Source organism: Edaphobacter sp., from assembly GCF_028283685.1.
In the GTDB taxonomy this organism is placed as follows: domain Bacteria; phylum Acidobacteriota; class Terriglobia; order Terriglobales; family Acidobacteriaceae; genus Edaphobacter.
The window spans coordinates 973,163-988,922 of record NZ_JAPWKF010000007.1; the positions used below are offsets into that span (position 1 = coordinate 973,163).

Annotated in this window: 14 protein-coding genes; 2 read left to right on the plus strand and 12 right to left on the minus strand. The window is 62.1% G+C overall.

The genetic code is table 11. The features are described from left to right. The first annotated feature begins 2 nt into the window (after positions 1-2). Positions 3-1,076 carry a Gfo/Idh/MocA family oxidoreductase gene (locus PW789_RS14950; protein WP_299377759.1) on the plus strand — a complete coding sequence of 358 codons (1,074 nt, stop codon included), beginning with the start codon at positions 3-5 and terminating at the stop codon, positions 1,074-1,076. Continuing rightward, positions 1,073-1,267, plus strand: coding sequence for a hypothetical protein (locus PW789_RS14955; RefSeq protein WP_299377761.1), 195 nt, complete (start codon positions 1,073-1,075; stop codon positions 1,265-1,267). The genes PW789_RS14950 and PW789_RS14955 overlap by 4 nt, the downstream gene beginning before the upstream one ends. 69 nt (positions 1,268-1,336) lie before the next feature. Here the strand turns inward: PW789_RS14955 and PW789_RS14960 are convergent, their stop codons facing one another. The 12 genes from PW789_RS14960 to dapB form a co-directional block, all read right to left on the minus strand. Next, positions 1,337-2,218, minus strand: coding sequence for an undecaprenyl-diphosphate phosphatase (locus tag PW789_RS14960; protein ID WP_299377763.1), 882 nt, complete (start codon positions 2,216-2,218; stop codon positions 1,337-1,339). 42 nt (positions 2,219-2,260) lie between these two features. After that, a complete protein-coding gene (locus PW789_RS14965) occupies positions 2,261-2,728 on the minus strand; it encodes a GNAT family N-acetyltransferase (protein WP_299377765.1) in 468 nt (155 codons plus the stop codon). Further along, positions 2,721-3,719: a hypothetical protein gene (locus PW789_RS14970; protein ID WP_299377768.1), complete on the minus strand. Its 999-nt coding sequence runs from the start codon at positions 3,717-3,719 to the stop codon at positions 2,721-2,723. The genes PW789_RS14965 and PW789_RS14970 overlap by 8 nt, the downstream gene beginning before the upstream one ends. 54 nt (positions 3,720-3,773) lie before the next feature. Further along, the gene (locus tag PW789_RS14975; RefSeq protein WP_299377771.1) at positions 3,774-4,805 is read right to left on the minus strand and encodes a threonine/serine dehydratase; all 1,032 of its coding nucleotides are present in this window, start codon (positions 4,803-4,805) and stop codon (positions 3,774-3,776) included. A 42-nt stretch (positions 4,806-4,847) separates the two neighbouring features. Continuing rightward, on the minus strand, positions 4,848-7,127 hold the full coding sequence (locus tag PW789_RS14980) for a patatin-like phospholipase family protein (RefSeq protein ID WP_299377774.1): 2,280 nt from the start codon (positions 7,125-7,127) through the stop codon (positions 4,848-4,850). Positions 7,128-7,343: 216 nt separating this feature from the next. Continuing rightward, the gene (locus PW789_RS14985) at positions 7,344-9,008 is read right to left on the minus strand and encodes a ribonuclease J (RefSeq protein ID WP_299377776.1); all 1,665 of its coding nucleotides are present in this window, start codon (positions 9,006-9,008) and stop codon (positions 7,344-7,346) included. Positions 9,009-9,136: 128 nt separating this feature from the next. Continuing rightward, positions 9,137-9,991 (minus strand): 2,3,4,5-tetrahydropyridine-2,6-dicarboxylate N-succinyltransferase, encoded by an 855-nt coding sequence (locus tag PW789_RS14990; RefSeq protein ID WP_299377778.1) that lies wholly within the window; start codon positions 9,989-9,991, stop codon positions 9,137-9,139. 56 nt (positions 9,992-10,047) lie between these two features. Further along, entirely contained in the window at positions 10,048-10,971 is a 924-nt protein-coding gene (gene dapA / locus PW789_RS14995; protein ID WP_299377781.1) for a 4-hydroxy-tetrahydrodipicolinate synthase, read from the minus strand. A 126-nt stretch (positions 10,972-11,097) separates the two neighbouring features. After that, positions 11,098-12,357, minus strand: a complete 1,260-nt coding sequence (locus tag PW789_RS15000) for a pyridoxal phosphate-dependent aminotransferase (RefSeq protein ID WP_299377784.1) — start codon at positions 12,355-12,357, stop codon at positions 11,098-11,100. A 355-nt stretch (positions 12,358-12,712) separates the two neighbouring features. Then, entirely contained in the window at positions 12,713-13,984 is a 1,272-nt protein-coding gene (locus PW789_RS15005) for an aminopeptidase (protein WP_299377788.1), read from the minus strand. A 53-nt stretch (positions 13,985-14,037) separates the two neighbouring features. Beyond that, positions 14,038-14,883, minus strand: a complete 846-nt coding sequence (locus tag PW789_RS15010) for a methyltransferase, TIGR04325 family (protein WP_299377792.1) — start codon at positions 14,881-14,883, stop codon at positions 14,038-14,040. A 182-nt stretch (positions 14,884-15,065) separates the two neighbouring features. Next, on the minus strand, positions 15,066-15,752 hold the full coding sequence (gene dapB / locus PW789_RS15015; RefSeq protein WP_299377795.1) for a 4-hydroxy-tetrahydrodipicolinate reductase: 687 nt from the start codon (positions 15,750-15,752) through the stop codon (positions 15,066-15,068). Positions 15,753-15,760: the final 8 nt, after the last annotated feature.

Here is a 15,760-nt window from a genome sequence, read left to right on the forward strand (position 1 = left end):
CGATGGATCGTCGCAGATTTGTGCAGGGAGCCGCCGGTGCCGTCGGCCTCATGTTCGTCAAACCCGAGACCGCCTTCGGCTACGCCGCTAATTCGCGCGTGCGCTGGGGCCTGCTCGGTTGCGGCAACCGCGGCAGCGCCGTCGCCACCTCATTCGCAAAGAACGCAGGCGTCGAGATCACGGCTCTCGCCGACATCTTCCCCGACCAGCTGGAGAAGGGCAGGCAGCGTTTCGACGCCATCAACGCCTCGCTCAACCTCTCACCCATCGACCCGAAGCGCCTCTTCCACGGCCCCGAGGCCTACAAGGCGATCGCCGAGTGCAAAGAGGTCGACGCCGTGCAGATCTCCACGCCGCCCTTCTTCCACGTCGAGCACCTCGACGCCATCGTCTCCGCAAAGAAGCACGCCTACTGCGAAAAGCCCGTCGGCGTCGACATTCCGCAAACCCGCCGCGCGCTCGAGATCGGCAAAAAGCACGACGGCAAGGTCAGCATGGCCGTCGGCTTCCAGATCCGCTCCGCCCCGCCGTTCGTCGAGCTTGTCCGCCGCATCCACGACGGCCAGATCGGCCAGATGGCGCAGATCGCCGCCTACTACAACGCGCCGCCCGCCGTCTCGCACGAAGGAACCTTCAAGTCCAAGGACGAGTTCCGCCTGCGCAACTGGCTGCACTACCGCAACCTCTCCGGCGACATGCTGCTGGAGCAGAACATCCACGTCATCGACGTCTGCAACTGGGTCATGCAGACGCACATCCGGTCAGCGCCTATGCCAAGGCCAGCCGCAAGGTCGTCAAGTTCGACGGCGACACCTCGGATAACTACGAGGTCATCTTCACCTACCCGAACGACGTTCAGTTCAGCTTCACCTCAACCCAGTTCAACAAAAACAACTTCTTCGACGTCTCCGAACACTTCTTCGGCAGCGAAGGCCACGCCGACGCTCCCTATAGCGGGGCTCTGCGCATCGTCGGCGACAAGCCCTGGGCCTGGGCAGGCAGCGAGAACACCAGCCAGACCCAGTTCTCCGCCAACGGCTCCTTCGACGACAACCTCGCCCAGGCCGATCCGATGAAGGACAAGGGCTTCGTCGAGAGCATCACCAGCGGCAAGTTCCACAACCAGATCGTCGCCGGCGTCGAAACCGCCCGCAGCTGCATCATGGGCCGCAAGTCCGCCGAGCTGGGCCGCACCGTCACCTGGAAGGAGATCGAGGCCGACAAGGAAGAGTACAAGCTCGGCATGGATCTCAAGCAGTTCGCCTAAACCCACAGGCAGGCAAAACAAAGCGGCCCGCGATGCACTCGCGGGCCGCTTTCGTCATTCACGTAAAAACTAGTAGCCGAGATGATACAGGTAGAACACCACCCCTGAGGCCACCACGCAGTACACGCCAAACAGGTACCAGCGGCCCTCTTCCAGCCACGAGCTCAGCCACCGCAGCGCCACCAGTCCAGCAAAGAACGCAAACACCGCGCCCAGCAGGCTCGTCAGAACGCTGCCGCTCAGATCGATCGGCACGCCCGCAGCCGCTGCCTCGTGTGAGGCCTTCAGCAGCCGCATCGCCTCACGCGCCACCACCGGCGGCGTCAGGATCACGGCCAGCGCAAAGCTGAAGCGCTCCGCCCGGTCCTTGCTCGCGCCCGCCAGCATACCCGAGGAAATCGTGGCGCCTGAGCGCGAGAAGCCGCGAAACGGCATGCAAAGTCCCTGCACCGCGCCAATCCATCCCGCCTGGCGCATCGTCACGCTGTTGCCGAAGACCTGCGCCGGAGGCGGCCCGTTCTTCTCGCGCAGCCCGGCGATGATGATCAGGATGCCGGCAGCCAGCAACGCCGGTGCAATCAGGTCCAGCCTGCCGAACAGCAGCTCGATCTCTGCCTTGGGCATTCCCTTGAAGGCGGTCTTCTCAATCGCCTTGATGATGATCTCGCCGATCACTCCCGTCAGCAGCGTCGCCCAGACGGCACGGATGGCAAAACGCTTGAACGCATCGGCGCTCGAAAAGAACGTCTTCATCCACTGCTTCCAGAAGTAGACGATGACGGCAAACATGGTGCCTGTATGCAGCATCACCAGCAGCAGCGTCATCTGCGGCGACGTTGGGTCCAGCCCCAGAAGCTTTTCGGCGACAACGACATGGGCTGAACTCGACACCGGCAGAAGCTCCGCAAGCCCCTGCACAATGGCCAGAATAATGACTTTCACAATCGGCATAGATTCAATGCTACATGGTCAGGCTTAAGTCCCCGTGAAGATTCACAGTGACTTTTCGAACACCTTCGAGATCTTGATCTCCGTGTACCCTTCACGCAGATAAAACCGGTGCGCCCGCTCCCGGATCGAGCGTGACGTCACACGAATCACCGCCACGCCACGTCCTTTGACCCACGACTCGATCGCCTCGCAAAGACGGCTCCCCACTCCCATCGAACGAATGCCGTCTTTGACCACCAGCCCGGTAATCAGCGCATGCGCATCCGACTGCAGATGGCGCATGATCTCGCTCTCGCCCCAGCCCACAACCTCATCCCCAAGGCTGGCTATAAAGATGCCATGATCGTCCTTGAGCGGCAGTATCTCCTCCAGCCGCCGCCTCAGGTCTTCCGCGGTCGACTCGTAGCCCAGCTGACAGCTCAGGGCTGCGACCTCCACAGCATCGTCCATCGTGATGCCGCGAATCGTCAGCGTGCGCCCATCCGTTGCAGTCGTTCCCCCTTTAGTCACGGTCGTTTCCATAGATCGGCACACCCTGCTGCACCTTGAACGCAATGCTCACACCGCGAGCCGCGAAGTCAGAGTCACGATATTTCGCCTTCAGCTGCTCTGCCAGGGCCTGCACCTGCGTTGCCGCGGCATCAGCCTTCTTCTTGTCGTCTTCGACCGTATACATCGTCACCACAACACCCTCGCGATAGATGGCGTTGTACAGCGCCTCGGCTGCGCGCGGCCCGTCGGAGTATTGATCGGCGTACTTCTGGTACAGCCGCGCCTCCATCTCCGGACACTTCGGCAGCCCCTGCCAGTCGCCGCACACCTTGTTATCCAGCATCCGGTACGCAGCCATCGCCGCGTACTTCGTCTGCGGATAATTCTTGATGACCTTCTTCATATCGCCTTCGAAGATCGTCGGCCGCAGCATCGCATCCTGTTCTTTCGCCGAGGGCAGCGAGCTGATATCGAACTTCGCCAGCTGCCAGCGAATATCCGCCGAGCGCCACGCCGCCTCTGCAGCCAGCGGCGACTGCGGAAAGTACTCCCACACGCGCCGATACAACAGATGCGCCGCCATCGCTGCGCCCTTCGGCGCATTCGGCTTCGTCGCAGCATCCTCCAGGTTAGCCGCGGCGCCATACAGAATCACATCGCCGTTCGGCGTCGAGGGAGACACCACGCCCTTGTCGCGAATCCAGCCTGAAGCCGGTGTCGGAGCTTCCTCTTCCCCAAACTCAGGCTTGTCCTCCTGATCGTCCTCAACGTCCGTGTTGGCGAAGACCTTCACCCACGGTGCGCTGCGTTCCACCACCACCACCTCGTGCCCCGGCGTCACCAGCGAGACGCGCTGCGAATCCGAATCCGATGCCACATACACCACCGCATCATGCAGGATCACCGCGCGCGCCGCACGATCGTACCCGGACTTATCCTTCTTCTGTCCCCACGCCAGCGAGCACGACATCATCGCCGCGCCCACAACCATCCATCGCCAAACGCTCACTCGCATAGTCGCCATATTAGACGCGCCGTCCATCCTACGCGAGAGCAACACCGTTTATACGGTCCGCGTTGCCGCCAGCTCTGCCGCCAGCCGCTCGCGTAACGCCGGCTCCAGGTTGCCGCCGCTCAGCACCACCGCCACCTTGCTCGCCTTCGGCAGTTCATGGGCATGAAACAGCGCCGCCGCCAGCGAAACCGCGCCGCTCGGCTCAGCCACAAGATTCGTCGCCGCAAGAATCACGCGCAGCGCGGCGTAGATCTCCTCTTCACTCACCGCCACAATGCCATCGACAAACTTGAGCACATGCGCGAAGTTCAACTCCCCCAGGCTCTGCGTCCTCAGACCATCGCCGATGGTGCGCGTCGTCTTCTCCGCGGGCCACTCCACCAGCGTCTTCGTCTCGAAGCTCTCTTTCGCATCGGCGGCCAGCCCCGGCTCCGCACCCCACACCTTCACTCCGGAATTCGCGAGACCGTTCTCCGCCGCCAGCTTCACCGCCGTCGCAACGCCGCTCAACAAACCGCCGCCGCTCACCGGCGCAATCACCAGGTCTACATCCGGAAGCTGCTCGACGATCTCCAGACCGCACGTCGCCTGCCCGGCGATAATCTCCGGCGCGTCATACGGCGGAATCATCGCGTAGCCATGTTCAGCCACCAGCTCCTCCGCCTTGATCCGCCGTTCCGACGACGCCGGGCCCACCTCGACGATCTCCGCCCCCAGAGCACGCGTAGCCGCCTTCTTCACCTCGGGAGCGTTCGACGGCATCACGATCACGGCCTTCGCTCCCAGAGCACGCGCCGCATAGGCCACGCCCTGCGCGTGATTGCCGCTCGAATACGTGATGACGCCCCGGCTTAGTTCCTCCGCCGAAAGCTGCGCCACCATGTTGAACGCGCCGCGCAGTTTGAAGCTGCCGATCGGCTGCTCGTTCTCTGCCTTCAGATACACATCGAACGCAGGCTCGCTGAAACCGGCGGCCTTCAGCCGCGCCCGCTCCAGCCGATACAGCGGTGTCCGCACCGCAGTATCGGCGATGCGCCGTTGCGCCGCGCGTATCTCATCAAAGGTGACAAATTGGCTCATGGAGGTCTCCGCAATCATCATAACTGCGCCAGCTCCACTGCTCTAGAAGACACGCCCCAGCCCGAAGTACCACTTCCGGTGATCGCTGTCGCCGATGCTCACACCGGCAAAGACCGGTCCCAGCAGCGTCTTCACCACGACGAACCCGGTCACGTCATTCGGCAGTGAGGGCGTCTCTGCATTGCCGCCGAACATCTTTCCAATCTCGTAGCTTGCGCCCAGGTAGACACCGTCGGCGATCACCGGGTTCAGTTGCAGCATCTTGCGGTAGTAGCCACCCTGTGCGATGAAGTAATCCGTCCCAAGAAGCTCGTTCTTCGCATAGGCCGAGAGCTGCAGCGGACCGCCCGCCGCGAGTCCCGCCAGGCCCAGATTGCCGGTGTTGAAGCTGGTGCCTCCCTGCAGCGTCGCAAAGACATTGGCCTTCGCATCCAGCTTGAAGAAGTGCTCCATCTTTCCCGTCAGCTGCGAGTAGCCTCCAGGCTGGTTGAACGGCCGCGCCGTGTAGTAGTTGTAGGTCGTCAACATCACAGTCCCCTTGGTGGGTACCATCATGTCGTCCTGCCCAAGGTACTGGAACCGCACCTTGGTGACATACGGCACGATGCTGAACTCAGAGCCCGATGGCGTGCCGATGGTCTGCGTCTCGCTGAACCACTGCACATCCTCTCCAACGCGCAGCTCCGTACGAGAGTTGAACAGATAGCCCAGGTCGAGGCCAATACCATTGCGCCGCTCCTTGAACTCGTCGAGCTGGGAGCTTCCCTGAAAGTACGGTGTGGTCTGGTGCGCGGCGTAGATATGCGGTGCCGCAAACAGATGCGCCCCCGGCCACAGCGGTTTGAAGAGTTCAGCGCGGCCGCCTGCGGGCTGGCCCACGTTGCCGTCCAGCCGAACCTCCGATCCTGGACCCACCAGGTTGAAGAACGTCGCGCGAAAACCCACGCCAAGCTGAACGTCATTGGAGTCGTTCGTCAGAATCGTCAGGCCGAAGTTCATGAACGGTGGACCGTAGTCCTTCGTCAGCGGCCGAATCAGCAAGCCCGGCTTTCCTTTGCGATCGACGATGTTGTAGTTGATCGTCGAGTAGAGCCACGTGCCCTGCAGGTCGGCGATGCTCTTCTCGATCTGCACCGTATCCACCGGCTTGCCGACATACTTCTCGAACTTCGAGTCCACATCTTTCTGCTGCGAGCCGTGAAGACCGGACACCTCGACAAACTGGGGTATCGGAATCAGCTTCCTGCGACGCGCCTGTCGCTGCGCCAGGTAGACGGCCCAGTCATGGTCGTTCAGCGCATACTTCTCCAGTGCCGCGGCCTGCAGGTCGGCAGCCTTTTCGCCTACCGGAATAATGTCGTTGCTCTTCGAAAACTCCAGCGCGCCGAACTTGCTGACATCGGACGACACGACGACATCCGAGTTCTTAAGGCTGTTCACCTCGTTGGCCGCCACCATGATCGAGACATTCCTGCCCGCAATCCCAATCGGCGAACTCATCGAGTTAGCCGCGGGCGGTCCCGTATTCAGGTACGACGAGATGATCACCTGCGCGCCCATCGACTTCGCGACGTCCACCGGCAGGTTATCGACCGCGGCGCCATCGGAGTAAAGATCGTTCCCCACGCGCACCGGAGAAAAGACACCCGGAATCGACATCGTCGAACGCAGCGCACGCGGCAGAGGCCCGTCCTCGAAGACATGCGCCTGTCCCGTGTTCAACTCCGTCGCCACGCAGCGGAACGGAATCGGAAGGTCGTCAAAGGTGTGCAGATCCCAGTACGGCAGCATCGTCGAATCGAACAGCAGGTTCACCGCCGCGCCCGAGTTCAACCCGCCCGGAAGGCTGAGGCCCTTCTTCAGACCGAACTCCATGCGGTTAGGGAAGGCCAGCTTGTCCTCTTTACGCCGATAGCTCAACGCCGAAAACGGCACCTGGCCGCTCAACACGCGGTCCCAGTCGACGCGCTCCACAAATTGATCGATCTCATCCGGACTCATGCCCGAGGCGTAGAGCCCTCCCACCAGGCCTCCCATGCTGGTTCCGGCGACATAGTCCACCGGGATATGGTGCTGCTCCATCCAGCGAATAACGCCAATGTGGGCAAGCCCAAGCGCGCCGCCGCCCTCCAGCACCAGGCCGATCTTTTTGCGGCCGATCGCCGTCGGCGGAGGCGGTACACGTTCCGGCGACGCAACCGTCGTCGTCTGCTCCGTCTGTGGCTCTGACGGTGCCGGCTGCTGCGCACCGGAGTCGACAGCAATGGAGCCTGCCAGAATCGCAATCAGGAACACTCTGCTGTGGTGGAGAAATCCCGGCATACGTAGGACCACGCTCTCTTTGTTGTAAGAACTTCACGGACAATAACTTCTGGTGTTCTGGGCTTTTCTTCGGGTTTTACCCTTTTTCTTGTCAATCTTACGTCAACCTCCTCCTGCAGAACCGTTTAGAAGTACCCGCCGCGATACCTCTGCCGCCCCAAAAACAAAGGGCGCCTGCATTAGCAGACGCCCCTTGTCGATCTCACAGGAAAGCGATCAGATCTCCAGCACCACGGGCATGATCAGCGGCCTGCGGCTGGTGCTCTTCTGGATGAACCGCTTCAGGTCGGTGCGGATCTTCTCCTTGATCACGCCATAGTCGCCGCGCTCTTCGCCCGACGAGCCGTCCAGGGTCCGCTGCACCACCTGCCGCGCCTCGGCGATCACAACGTCCTCGGAGATAGCCAGGCCGCGCATCACAATCTCCGGCGCCGCCTCGATCTTTCCCGTCATCTTGTTAATCGCGATGATCGGCAGCAGAATGCCGTCTTCGCTCAGGTGCCTGCGATCGCGGATCACCAGATCTTCGACCACATCCGAAGCCGCGCCGCCCGAGTCGATGCACACACGGCCCACCGTCACCTTGCCCGTCTTCGAGGCCGAGTTGCGATCCAGCTCCAGGACGTCGCCGTCCTCCAGCAACACCGCCTTCTCGATCACTCCCAGCGAAGACGCCAGCTCCGCATGCCGCTTCAGATGGCGATAGTCGCCATGAACCGGGATGAAGAACTTCGGCCTCACCAGGTTGATCATCAGCCGCAGCTCTTCCTGGCTGCCGTGACCACTGACGTGGATCAGCCCCGAAGCGCCATCGTCGTAGATCACCTTCGCATCGCGCCGCTCCAGGTGATCGATCACCCGGTAGATCGACTTCTCGTTGCCGGGAATCACGCGCGAGCTCATCAGCACGGTATCGCCGGCCTCGATCTTCGCATGCTTGTGATTGTTCACCGCCGCACGGCTCAGCGCGCTCATCGGCTCGCCCTGCGTGCCGGTGATCATGATGCACAGCTTGTCGTCGGCAAAGTCCTTGATCTGTCCCGGATTGATAATCAGCCCCGGAGCCGGATCGAGATAGCCCAGGTCCTGCGCGATCTCGGTCGAGTTATCCAGCGAGCGGCCGATGATGGCCACCTTGCGGCCGTTCTCCGCCGCAAGCTCCATCGCCAGCTTAATGCGATGAATCGACGACGAGAAGCAGCTGAAGAACAGCTTCTTCTCCGTCTGCGCGAAGATCTCACCCAGCCGCGGACGAACAGCCTTCTCGCTCGGCGTGTACCCGCGACGATCCACGTTCGTCGAATCCTGCAGCAGGCACAGCACACCCTGCTTGCCCAGCTCCGCAAACGCGTGCAGATCGAAGGGCTTTCCGTCCGGCGGCGACAGGTCCACCTTGAAGTCGCCCGTATGCAGCACCACACCCACCGGCGTATGGATGGCCAGGGCCACGCAGTCCACCAGCGAGTGGGTCACCCGGATCGGCATGATCGAAAATGGCCCGATCGTCACACGATGCCCAGGAATAATCTCCTGCAGATCGGCGTCGTCCAGCAGGCGATGTTCTTCGAGCTTGCCCTCGACGTAGGCCAGCGTGAACTCCGTGCCGTACACCGGCACGTTCAGCTCGGAAAGGATCCACGGCAGTCCGCCGATGTGATCCTCATGGCCGTGCGTCAGCACAATGCCGCGCACCTTGTCGCGATTTTCTGTCAGATAGCTGATATCCGGAACGACGATGTCGACTCCCAACAGCTCTTCTTCAGGAAACATCAGTCCGGCGTCGATGACGAGTATGTCATCCTGCCAGCGGAGAACCATGCAGTTCATTCCGAACTCGCCCAGCCCGCCCAGCGGAATCAGCTTCAACTTATCTTGTGCCATGAATGCTTAAGTCTAGCACTCGGACGTTTGCCCTACCGTCCGAACTGCCGCTCCCTTCGCTATAAAAACCGTGGGCCGACCACCGCAACCACACGATGATCGGCCCCCCAGGCCATCCGTCCCTTCGCCTAGCGCAGCAGATCCTCAAGCGCCAGCGAAAGATCCGTCTTCTCATCGCGATACTTCACAATCACCGGCGCCGCGATGCTCAGGCCCCACTCCGCGCCCTTGCCCCTGGTCACCTGCCGCGAACCCGGCACCACCACCGCGCCCTCGGGAATGATCAGCGGCGACTCGGCCGTCGCGCGATAGACCTCGCCCTTCACCAGGTCGAAGACCGGCGTGCCACGGGTCAATACCGTTCCCGCAGCCAGCACAGCGCGCTTGCGCACGATCGTTCCCTCGTAGACGCCCGTATTGCCGCCCACCAGCGCATCGTCCTCGATAATCACCGGCGTGGCATTGACCGGCTCCAGAACGCCGCCGATCTGCGCCGCCGCGCTCAGATGCACGCGCTTGCCAATCTGCGCGCAGCTGCCCACCAGCGCATGCGAATCAACCATCGTTCCCTCATCGACATACGCGCCGACGTTCACATATGCCGGAGGCATCACGACGACACCCTTCGACAGATAGGCTCCACTGCGCACACTCGAACCGCCCGGAACCACACGCACACCGTCCGCCGTCTTGAAGCGGCGCGCCGGATAGGTGTCCTTGTCGACAAAGCCGAAGCCGTCCTTGCAGCCCATCTCGACCATCTGCCCCAGGCGGAAGCCCAGCAGGATGCCGCGCTTCACCCATGCATTCACGCGCCAGCCCAGCGACTGCGAGGCATCCGGCTCCGCCGAACGCAGCGTACCTGCCTCCAGCGCTCCACGCAGCTCGAAGAACGCCGCCTCCGCTTCCTTGTTGCCGATCGCCTCTGCGCCCTGGCCGAACCAGTGCTCAATCCTCTGCTCCAGTGTTTCGTTCAAACTCACGTCGTCTCTTTTCCCTGTTCCCTGATTCTTGTTGTCTTACGAGGCTTCTTGTTGCCTTACGAGGCCCGGCTGCTGCCCGCACCGGCGACAGCAGGCTCCAACAAACCAAGCTGGCTGGCCAGCAACTCAAGCCGCTTGCGCGTCGCATCCGTCACCGGCGTCATCGGCAGCCGCAGATTCTCTTCCGGCAGACGGCCCAGCAGATGCATCACGGCCTTCACCGGGGCCGGGCTCGGCTCCCAGAAGTGCGCCTGCATTAGCCGGAAGTAGCGCTTGTTCACACTGCGCGCCGTCGCCCAGTCGCCATCCATCGCCGCGCGCGCCATCGCCGACATCTCCACCGGAATCGCATTCGACGCCACCGAGACCAGGCCCGCTCCACCCAGTGCGATCACCGGCAGCGCCATCGAATCGTCACCCGCCAGCACCTGAAACCCCTGCGGTGCCTGCGTCAGGATCTCCGTAATCTGCGCGATATTGCCGCTCGATTCCTTAATCCCCACAATGTTCGGAATCTCGGCCAGCCGCAGCGCCGTCGCCGGCTCCAGGTTCACACCCGTCCGTCCGGGAATGTTGTACAGCAGCACCTTGCACTCCACCGACTCGGCGATCGCGCGAAAGTGCTCATACTGACCCTCCTGCCCCGGCTTGTTGTAATACGGGTTGGCGGTCAGAACGCCTGTGATGCCCTTCACTGCGGCCAGCTTCCTGGCCTTCTCCACCGCGTCGAGCGTCGCGTTGCTGGTCGCCCCACCAAAGACCGGAACCCTGCCCGCTGCCGCCTCAACCACAATCGAGACCACCCGCAGCCACTCCTGCTCCGTCAGCGTCGCCGCTTCACCCGTCGTGCCGCAGGGAACCAAAAAGTTGATGCCGCTGGCGATCTGCCACTCCACCAGCGATCGCAGCGCACTCTCATCGACACTCAGGTCGCTCCTGAAAGGAGTCACCAGCGCCGTTCCACATCCCAACCGTTCCATAATGAATCAAAGTTTACCGCGTTCGCGCCCCCGAATGGCCGTCCTCCACGCCCGTCTCCGGCAAATCCGCCTTAAAAAGGAGAAGCCCCGGGCGGAGGTCCGGGGCTTCCTAAGAATGGACCAGAATCAGGCCCGGTGAAGCTCGGAAGGAACATAGTGCTCCGGCAGGTGCAGCTCCGCACCGTTCACCGTTCCCGGTGCCTGGTCCATGCACTTCACGAAGGCGGTCTCGAACTTCGCCATCTCGTCCTTGGTGCCGACGGTGACGCGAACGTAGTTCGGCATCGCGGCCCAGGTACGGCCGATAGCGACGTTCTCCTTCATCATCTGCATCTGGAACGCGCGTCCCGGACGCTTCACATCGACCATGAACATGTTCGCCTGCGAGCCGGGGACGATCTTGTAGCCCTTCTTCGTCAGGAACTCCAGCGTCTCAGCACGCACATCGGAGTTGATCTTACGGCGCAGCGACACCAGGTCCTTGTCCAGCAGGCTGGCGCGAGCTGCAGCCGAGCTGGTGATGGAGATGCTCGCCAGGCTGCGCGCCGGAGCGGCAACCGTGTTGAACTTCGCCAGCAGGTCGGGACGGCCGGCAGCGTAACCCGCGCGCAGGCCGGCCATGCCGTAGATCTTCGAGAACGTGCGCAGAACGATGATGTCCTTGTCCGCCGCAACCTGGTCCAGCACCGACTCGTGATCGGAGAAGTGGAAGTAGGCCTCGTCGACGATAACCACCGAACCGGCAGGCTTGTTCTGCAGCAGCCAGAGGATGTCCTCACGCGGCGTCATCGTGCCGGTCGGGTTGTTCGGGTTCACGATGTAGTACGCGCCAGGCGACGGATGCGCCTTCAGCATCGCGCGAACATCGTGCGCGTAGGTCGCCGTCAGCGGCACCGGGAACTTCGGAGCCTTCATCGTGTCCGCAGCGCGCGGTCCCTGCTCGTAACTGGGGTCGGCGTACACCAGGGGCTTATCCGGACCGATGTTCGACATCAGCGCCAGATCCAGCGGGCCGCCCGAACCGGGCGTCAGGGCAATGTAACCCTTCTTCAGGTTGAACTGGTCATACAGCACCTGCACGGTCTGCATCGTCTCTTCCATGTGGTAACGGCCGCCCAGCGGTGCCGTCGTCGCAATCGCGCCCAGCGCCGACTGCGCCGGTCCCAGAGGATTCTCATTCGAGCTGATGATGACGGTGTCGGCGTTCAGGTGGCGCATATCGCCCATATCGGCACCGAATGCCTTGCGTCCGGGGCCCTGTACCGGAGCAGCCGCTGCGCCCTGCTGAATGGCGGCCAGTGCCGGGTACGACGTGGCAGCAGCAGAAGCTGCTCCGAGAATCCGCATGAAGTTCCTACGCGATACACCTGTGCTGAATGAGCTCATAATGCTTCCTCCGGACACGCGCTTATCGAGGCGCCTGATTAGTTTTTTGGATATAGGTACGCGACGACGCATCGACAGGAAGTCGTGCGCTGACGGCAGAGATCGTCTTCGAACTTGCCCTGCGGAGCGTCACGGCCCGCGCAGAATCTACTTGAAAGGGGGTTCACAGATTCTGACGAATCAGCTCCGTGATGAGTTTCAATTTACAGCGAAAAAGCGGTGCATGCCACAGAAAGTTGAATTTTCCGTGGAAATTTGAAAAAAACTTGCCACCAGCACCCACCAATCTCTCGCAGAAAAGCCCTGCCGCATCTCTTCCGGCAGGGCCTCCTACTCACGGATAGCGGGGTAAGCCTTACACCCACGCGCCTTTGCGCATCAGCGGTTCGGCAGTACCATCCTGCGCGATGCCGTCCACATCCATTGCATCCGATCCGATCATCCAGTCCACGTGGATCAGGCTCTCGTTGGCGCCCAGCTTCGCCAGCTCCTCCGCGCTCATCTTCTCGCCGCCGATCAGGCACGTCGAATACGCCTGCCCCAGCGCAATGTGGCTCGCCGCATTCTCGTCGAACAGCGTATTCCAGAAGAGAATGCCGCTCTCCGCAATCGGCGAGTTATGCGGCACCAGCGCCACCTCACCCAGCCGCCGCGCTCCGGCATCGGTCGAGATCAGACGATTCAGCACATCCTCGCCCGCAGTCGCCGTAGCCTCCACAATCTTTCCGCCTTCGAACTTCACCTGGATGTTCTCGATCAGCGAGCCCTGGTGCGAGAGCGGCTTCGATGCCTTCACCACGCCATCCACACGATCCTTGTGCGGCGTCGTAAAGCACTCCTCCGTCGGAATATTCGGCTGGCAGTACACACCGTTGCCCGCTGTCGTTCCGCCACCGGCCCACAGATGATCGTCAGCCAGACCGACCTTCACATCCGTCGTCCCGTCCGCAGACTTGAAGTGCAGCGCCGCATAGCGCTTCGCATTCAGAAAATCCACGCGCTGCTTCAGGCGCTCGCCGTGCTGCTTCCACGCCGCGACCGGGTCATCCACGTTCACGCGCGAGGCCGCAAAGATCGCCTCCCACAACTTGGCTACGGCAGCATCCTCCGGCTCGCCCGGAAAGACCAGCTTCGCCCACTCCGGCGTCGCCGCCGCCACAATCGTCCAGTTGATCTCGTGCCGCGTGATCAGCTCCATCGCCGGTTTGCCTGCCTTGGAGGCGGCAATGTTGGCCCGCGAGACCTTCTTCGGGTCCTGCTGCGCCAGCAGCGCCGGGTTCGCACCCGCAATCGCCAGCCGCGCCGCGCCCGAGCGGAAGCCGTTCGCCACGCCCTCCTGCAGCCACACCGGGGCGTAGTCGAAGCTCGCATCCTGTGCATACTTGTAACGCGCCAGCGTGCTCGGATCGTCGCCATAGAGCGTCGTCACCAGCACAGCCCCGGCCTTATACGCCTGTTCGGTGATCTTGCGGGCCAGCGGCAGCGCATCCATCGGGGCCGACATGATCAGCTCCTGACCCTCCTTCAGGCCAAGACCAACCTTCACCGCGACCTCGGCCAGGCGGTCCAGCTTCTCATCCAGGCTCAACGTCGAAAACTTCGGGGCGGCAACTTCAGCAGCGCTCATCGGCAGAATCTCTCCTTCTCTGAAATTCTATCGTTCTTCGCCTCCAGCCTCACTTACGCCCGTGCAGGCAGGCTCACATCGGCGCGGCGAAGAAACATCCCCGCATAACTCCACACCCGATGTTCCGGGTATCCCGGGATCTCCAGCGAAAGCTCCGGCGCACGCCACTGATCCTCAAGCACATAGCCGATCTCCTTCAACCCGGCGATCACCTGCTCGCGATTGTGCAGCATGCACGCCGTATGGCTGAAACCGTTATCCTGCACCGTGGCCACCGGCTCTCCATCCGACATCGCCGTCCGGTTGATCAGCACATACGGAGGCTTCTGCTTCAACTCCAGGATCATCTGCGCAAATGGCTTCTCGAAGTAGTGCAGGCATCCGCAGGCGATCAGCAGATCCACGCCCGACGCATCCTGCCAGCTCTCGCTGAACGTCAGCTGCGAGGCGTCGCGCTCCTTCGCCAGCTCCCGCCCCCGTCGCACATTCTCCGGCAGATCCATCACCGTCCAGGTGACACCCTCCAACCCCTTCAGATACTTCGAGTAGCAATAAAAGAGATTGCCGACGTTCCCGCCCAGGTCGAAGACACTCCGCACCGCGGGCAGCACCTTCTCCATGTAATACAGCGCGGCGTAGTCACTCGGCCTTGCGCTCTCATTCAACTGGAGATGCAGATTGGCGTATTCCTTGCTCTCATGCCCGCTCCCGCCCAGGCCCGCCAACGAGCTCTCGGCCTCCCCCAGCGTGCGAAACGGCCTGCGGTACACCAGCAACTTGCTCAGGGTCGACCGGCCAATAGCGTTGCTCTTCGCCGCATCCAGCAGCGACTGGCCTCCCGGAACGCGGCTCATGCCTCGAACCAGGCTAGCCGTAAGACGAACACGTCCAACGCTCATACAATCCTCTCCACAAGGAAGAATCGTTACGCCTTATGACGCAAAAAACGAGCCCGTGGGGAGGATTCTGACTGGCCTAAAAACTTAGCAGCTGACCAGCGTCGGGGCAAGCAAATACCATGCAAAAAGCAAACGGGCGAGGATCTCTCCCCGCCCGCTGAACGTACCGGCTTTTCAGGTGATTACACCTGGTCGTAGACGTCCTGGAAGTCGTACACGCCGCTGCGCCGCCCCGAAAGCCACTCCGCCGCCCTCACCGCACCCTCGGCAAAGCCACGCCGCGAGCTGGCATCGTGCGTCAGGACAATCTTGTCGGCACCGCTCTTCGCCTCAAGCACATGCAGCCCCGCCGCATCGCCCACGCGATTCGCCTTGATCGGCACCTCGACGCCAGTGGCTGCCTTCACCACCTGGGCCAGCGTAATCGCCGTCCCCGAAGGGGCATCCATCTTCGTCACGTGATGCGTCTCTTCGATCGTGAAGGTATAGCCCGAGTTCTTCAGCAGCTCGCCCATGCGCTTCGCCATCTGGAACATCGTCTGCACGCCAATCGAGTAGTTGGTGCCGTACAGCAGGGACGCTCCCCTGCGCTCGGCCAGCTCCTTGGCCTTGTCCAGCCTGTCGTACCAGCCCGTCGTACCGATCACCATCTTCGCGCCGGTCGCCAGCACCGCGCGCATGTTCGAGAGCACCGCCTCCGGCGTCGTGAAGTCGATCACCACGTCAAAGCCGGCCACAAACGGAGGCGTCAGCGCCCCCGCATTGGCATTTTCCTTGGCATCCAGCACGTGAACGCTGTGGCCGCGTTCTGCCGCCACCTCCGCCACAAGCTTCCCGGTCTTCCCATGCCCCAGTACAAGCACACGCATCGTTAGAA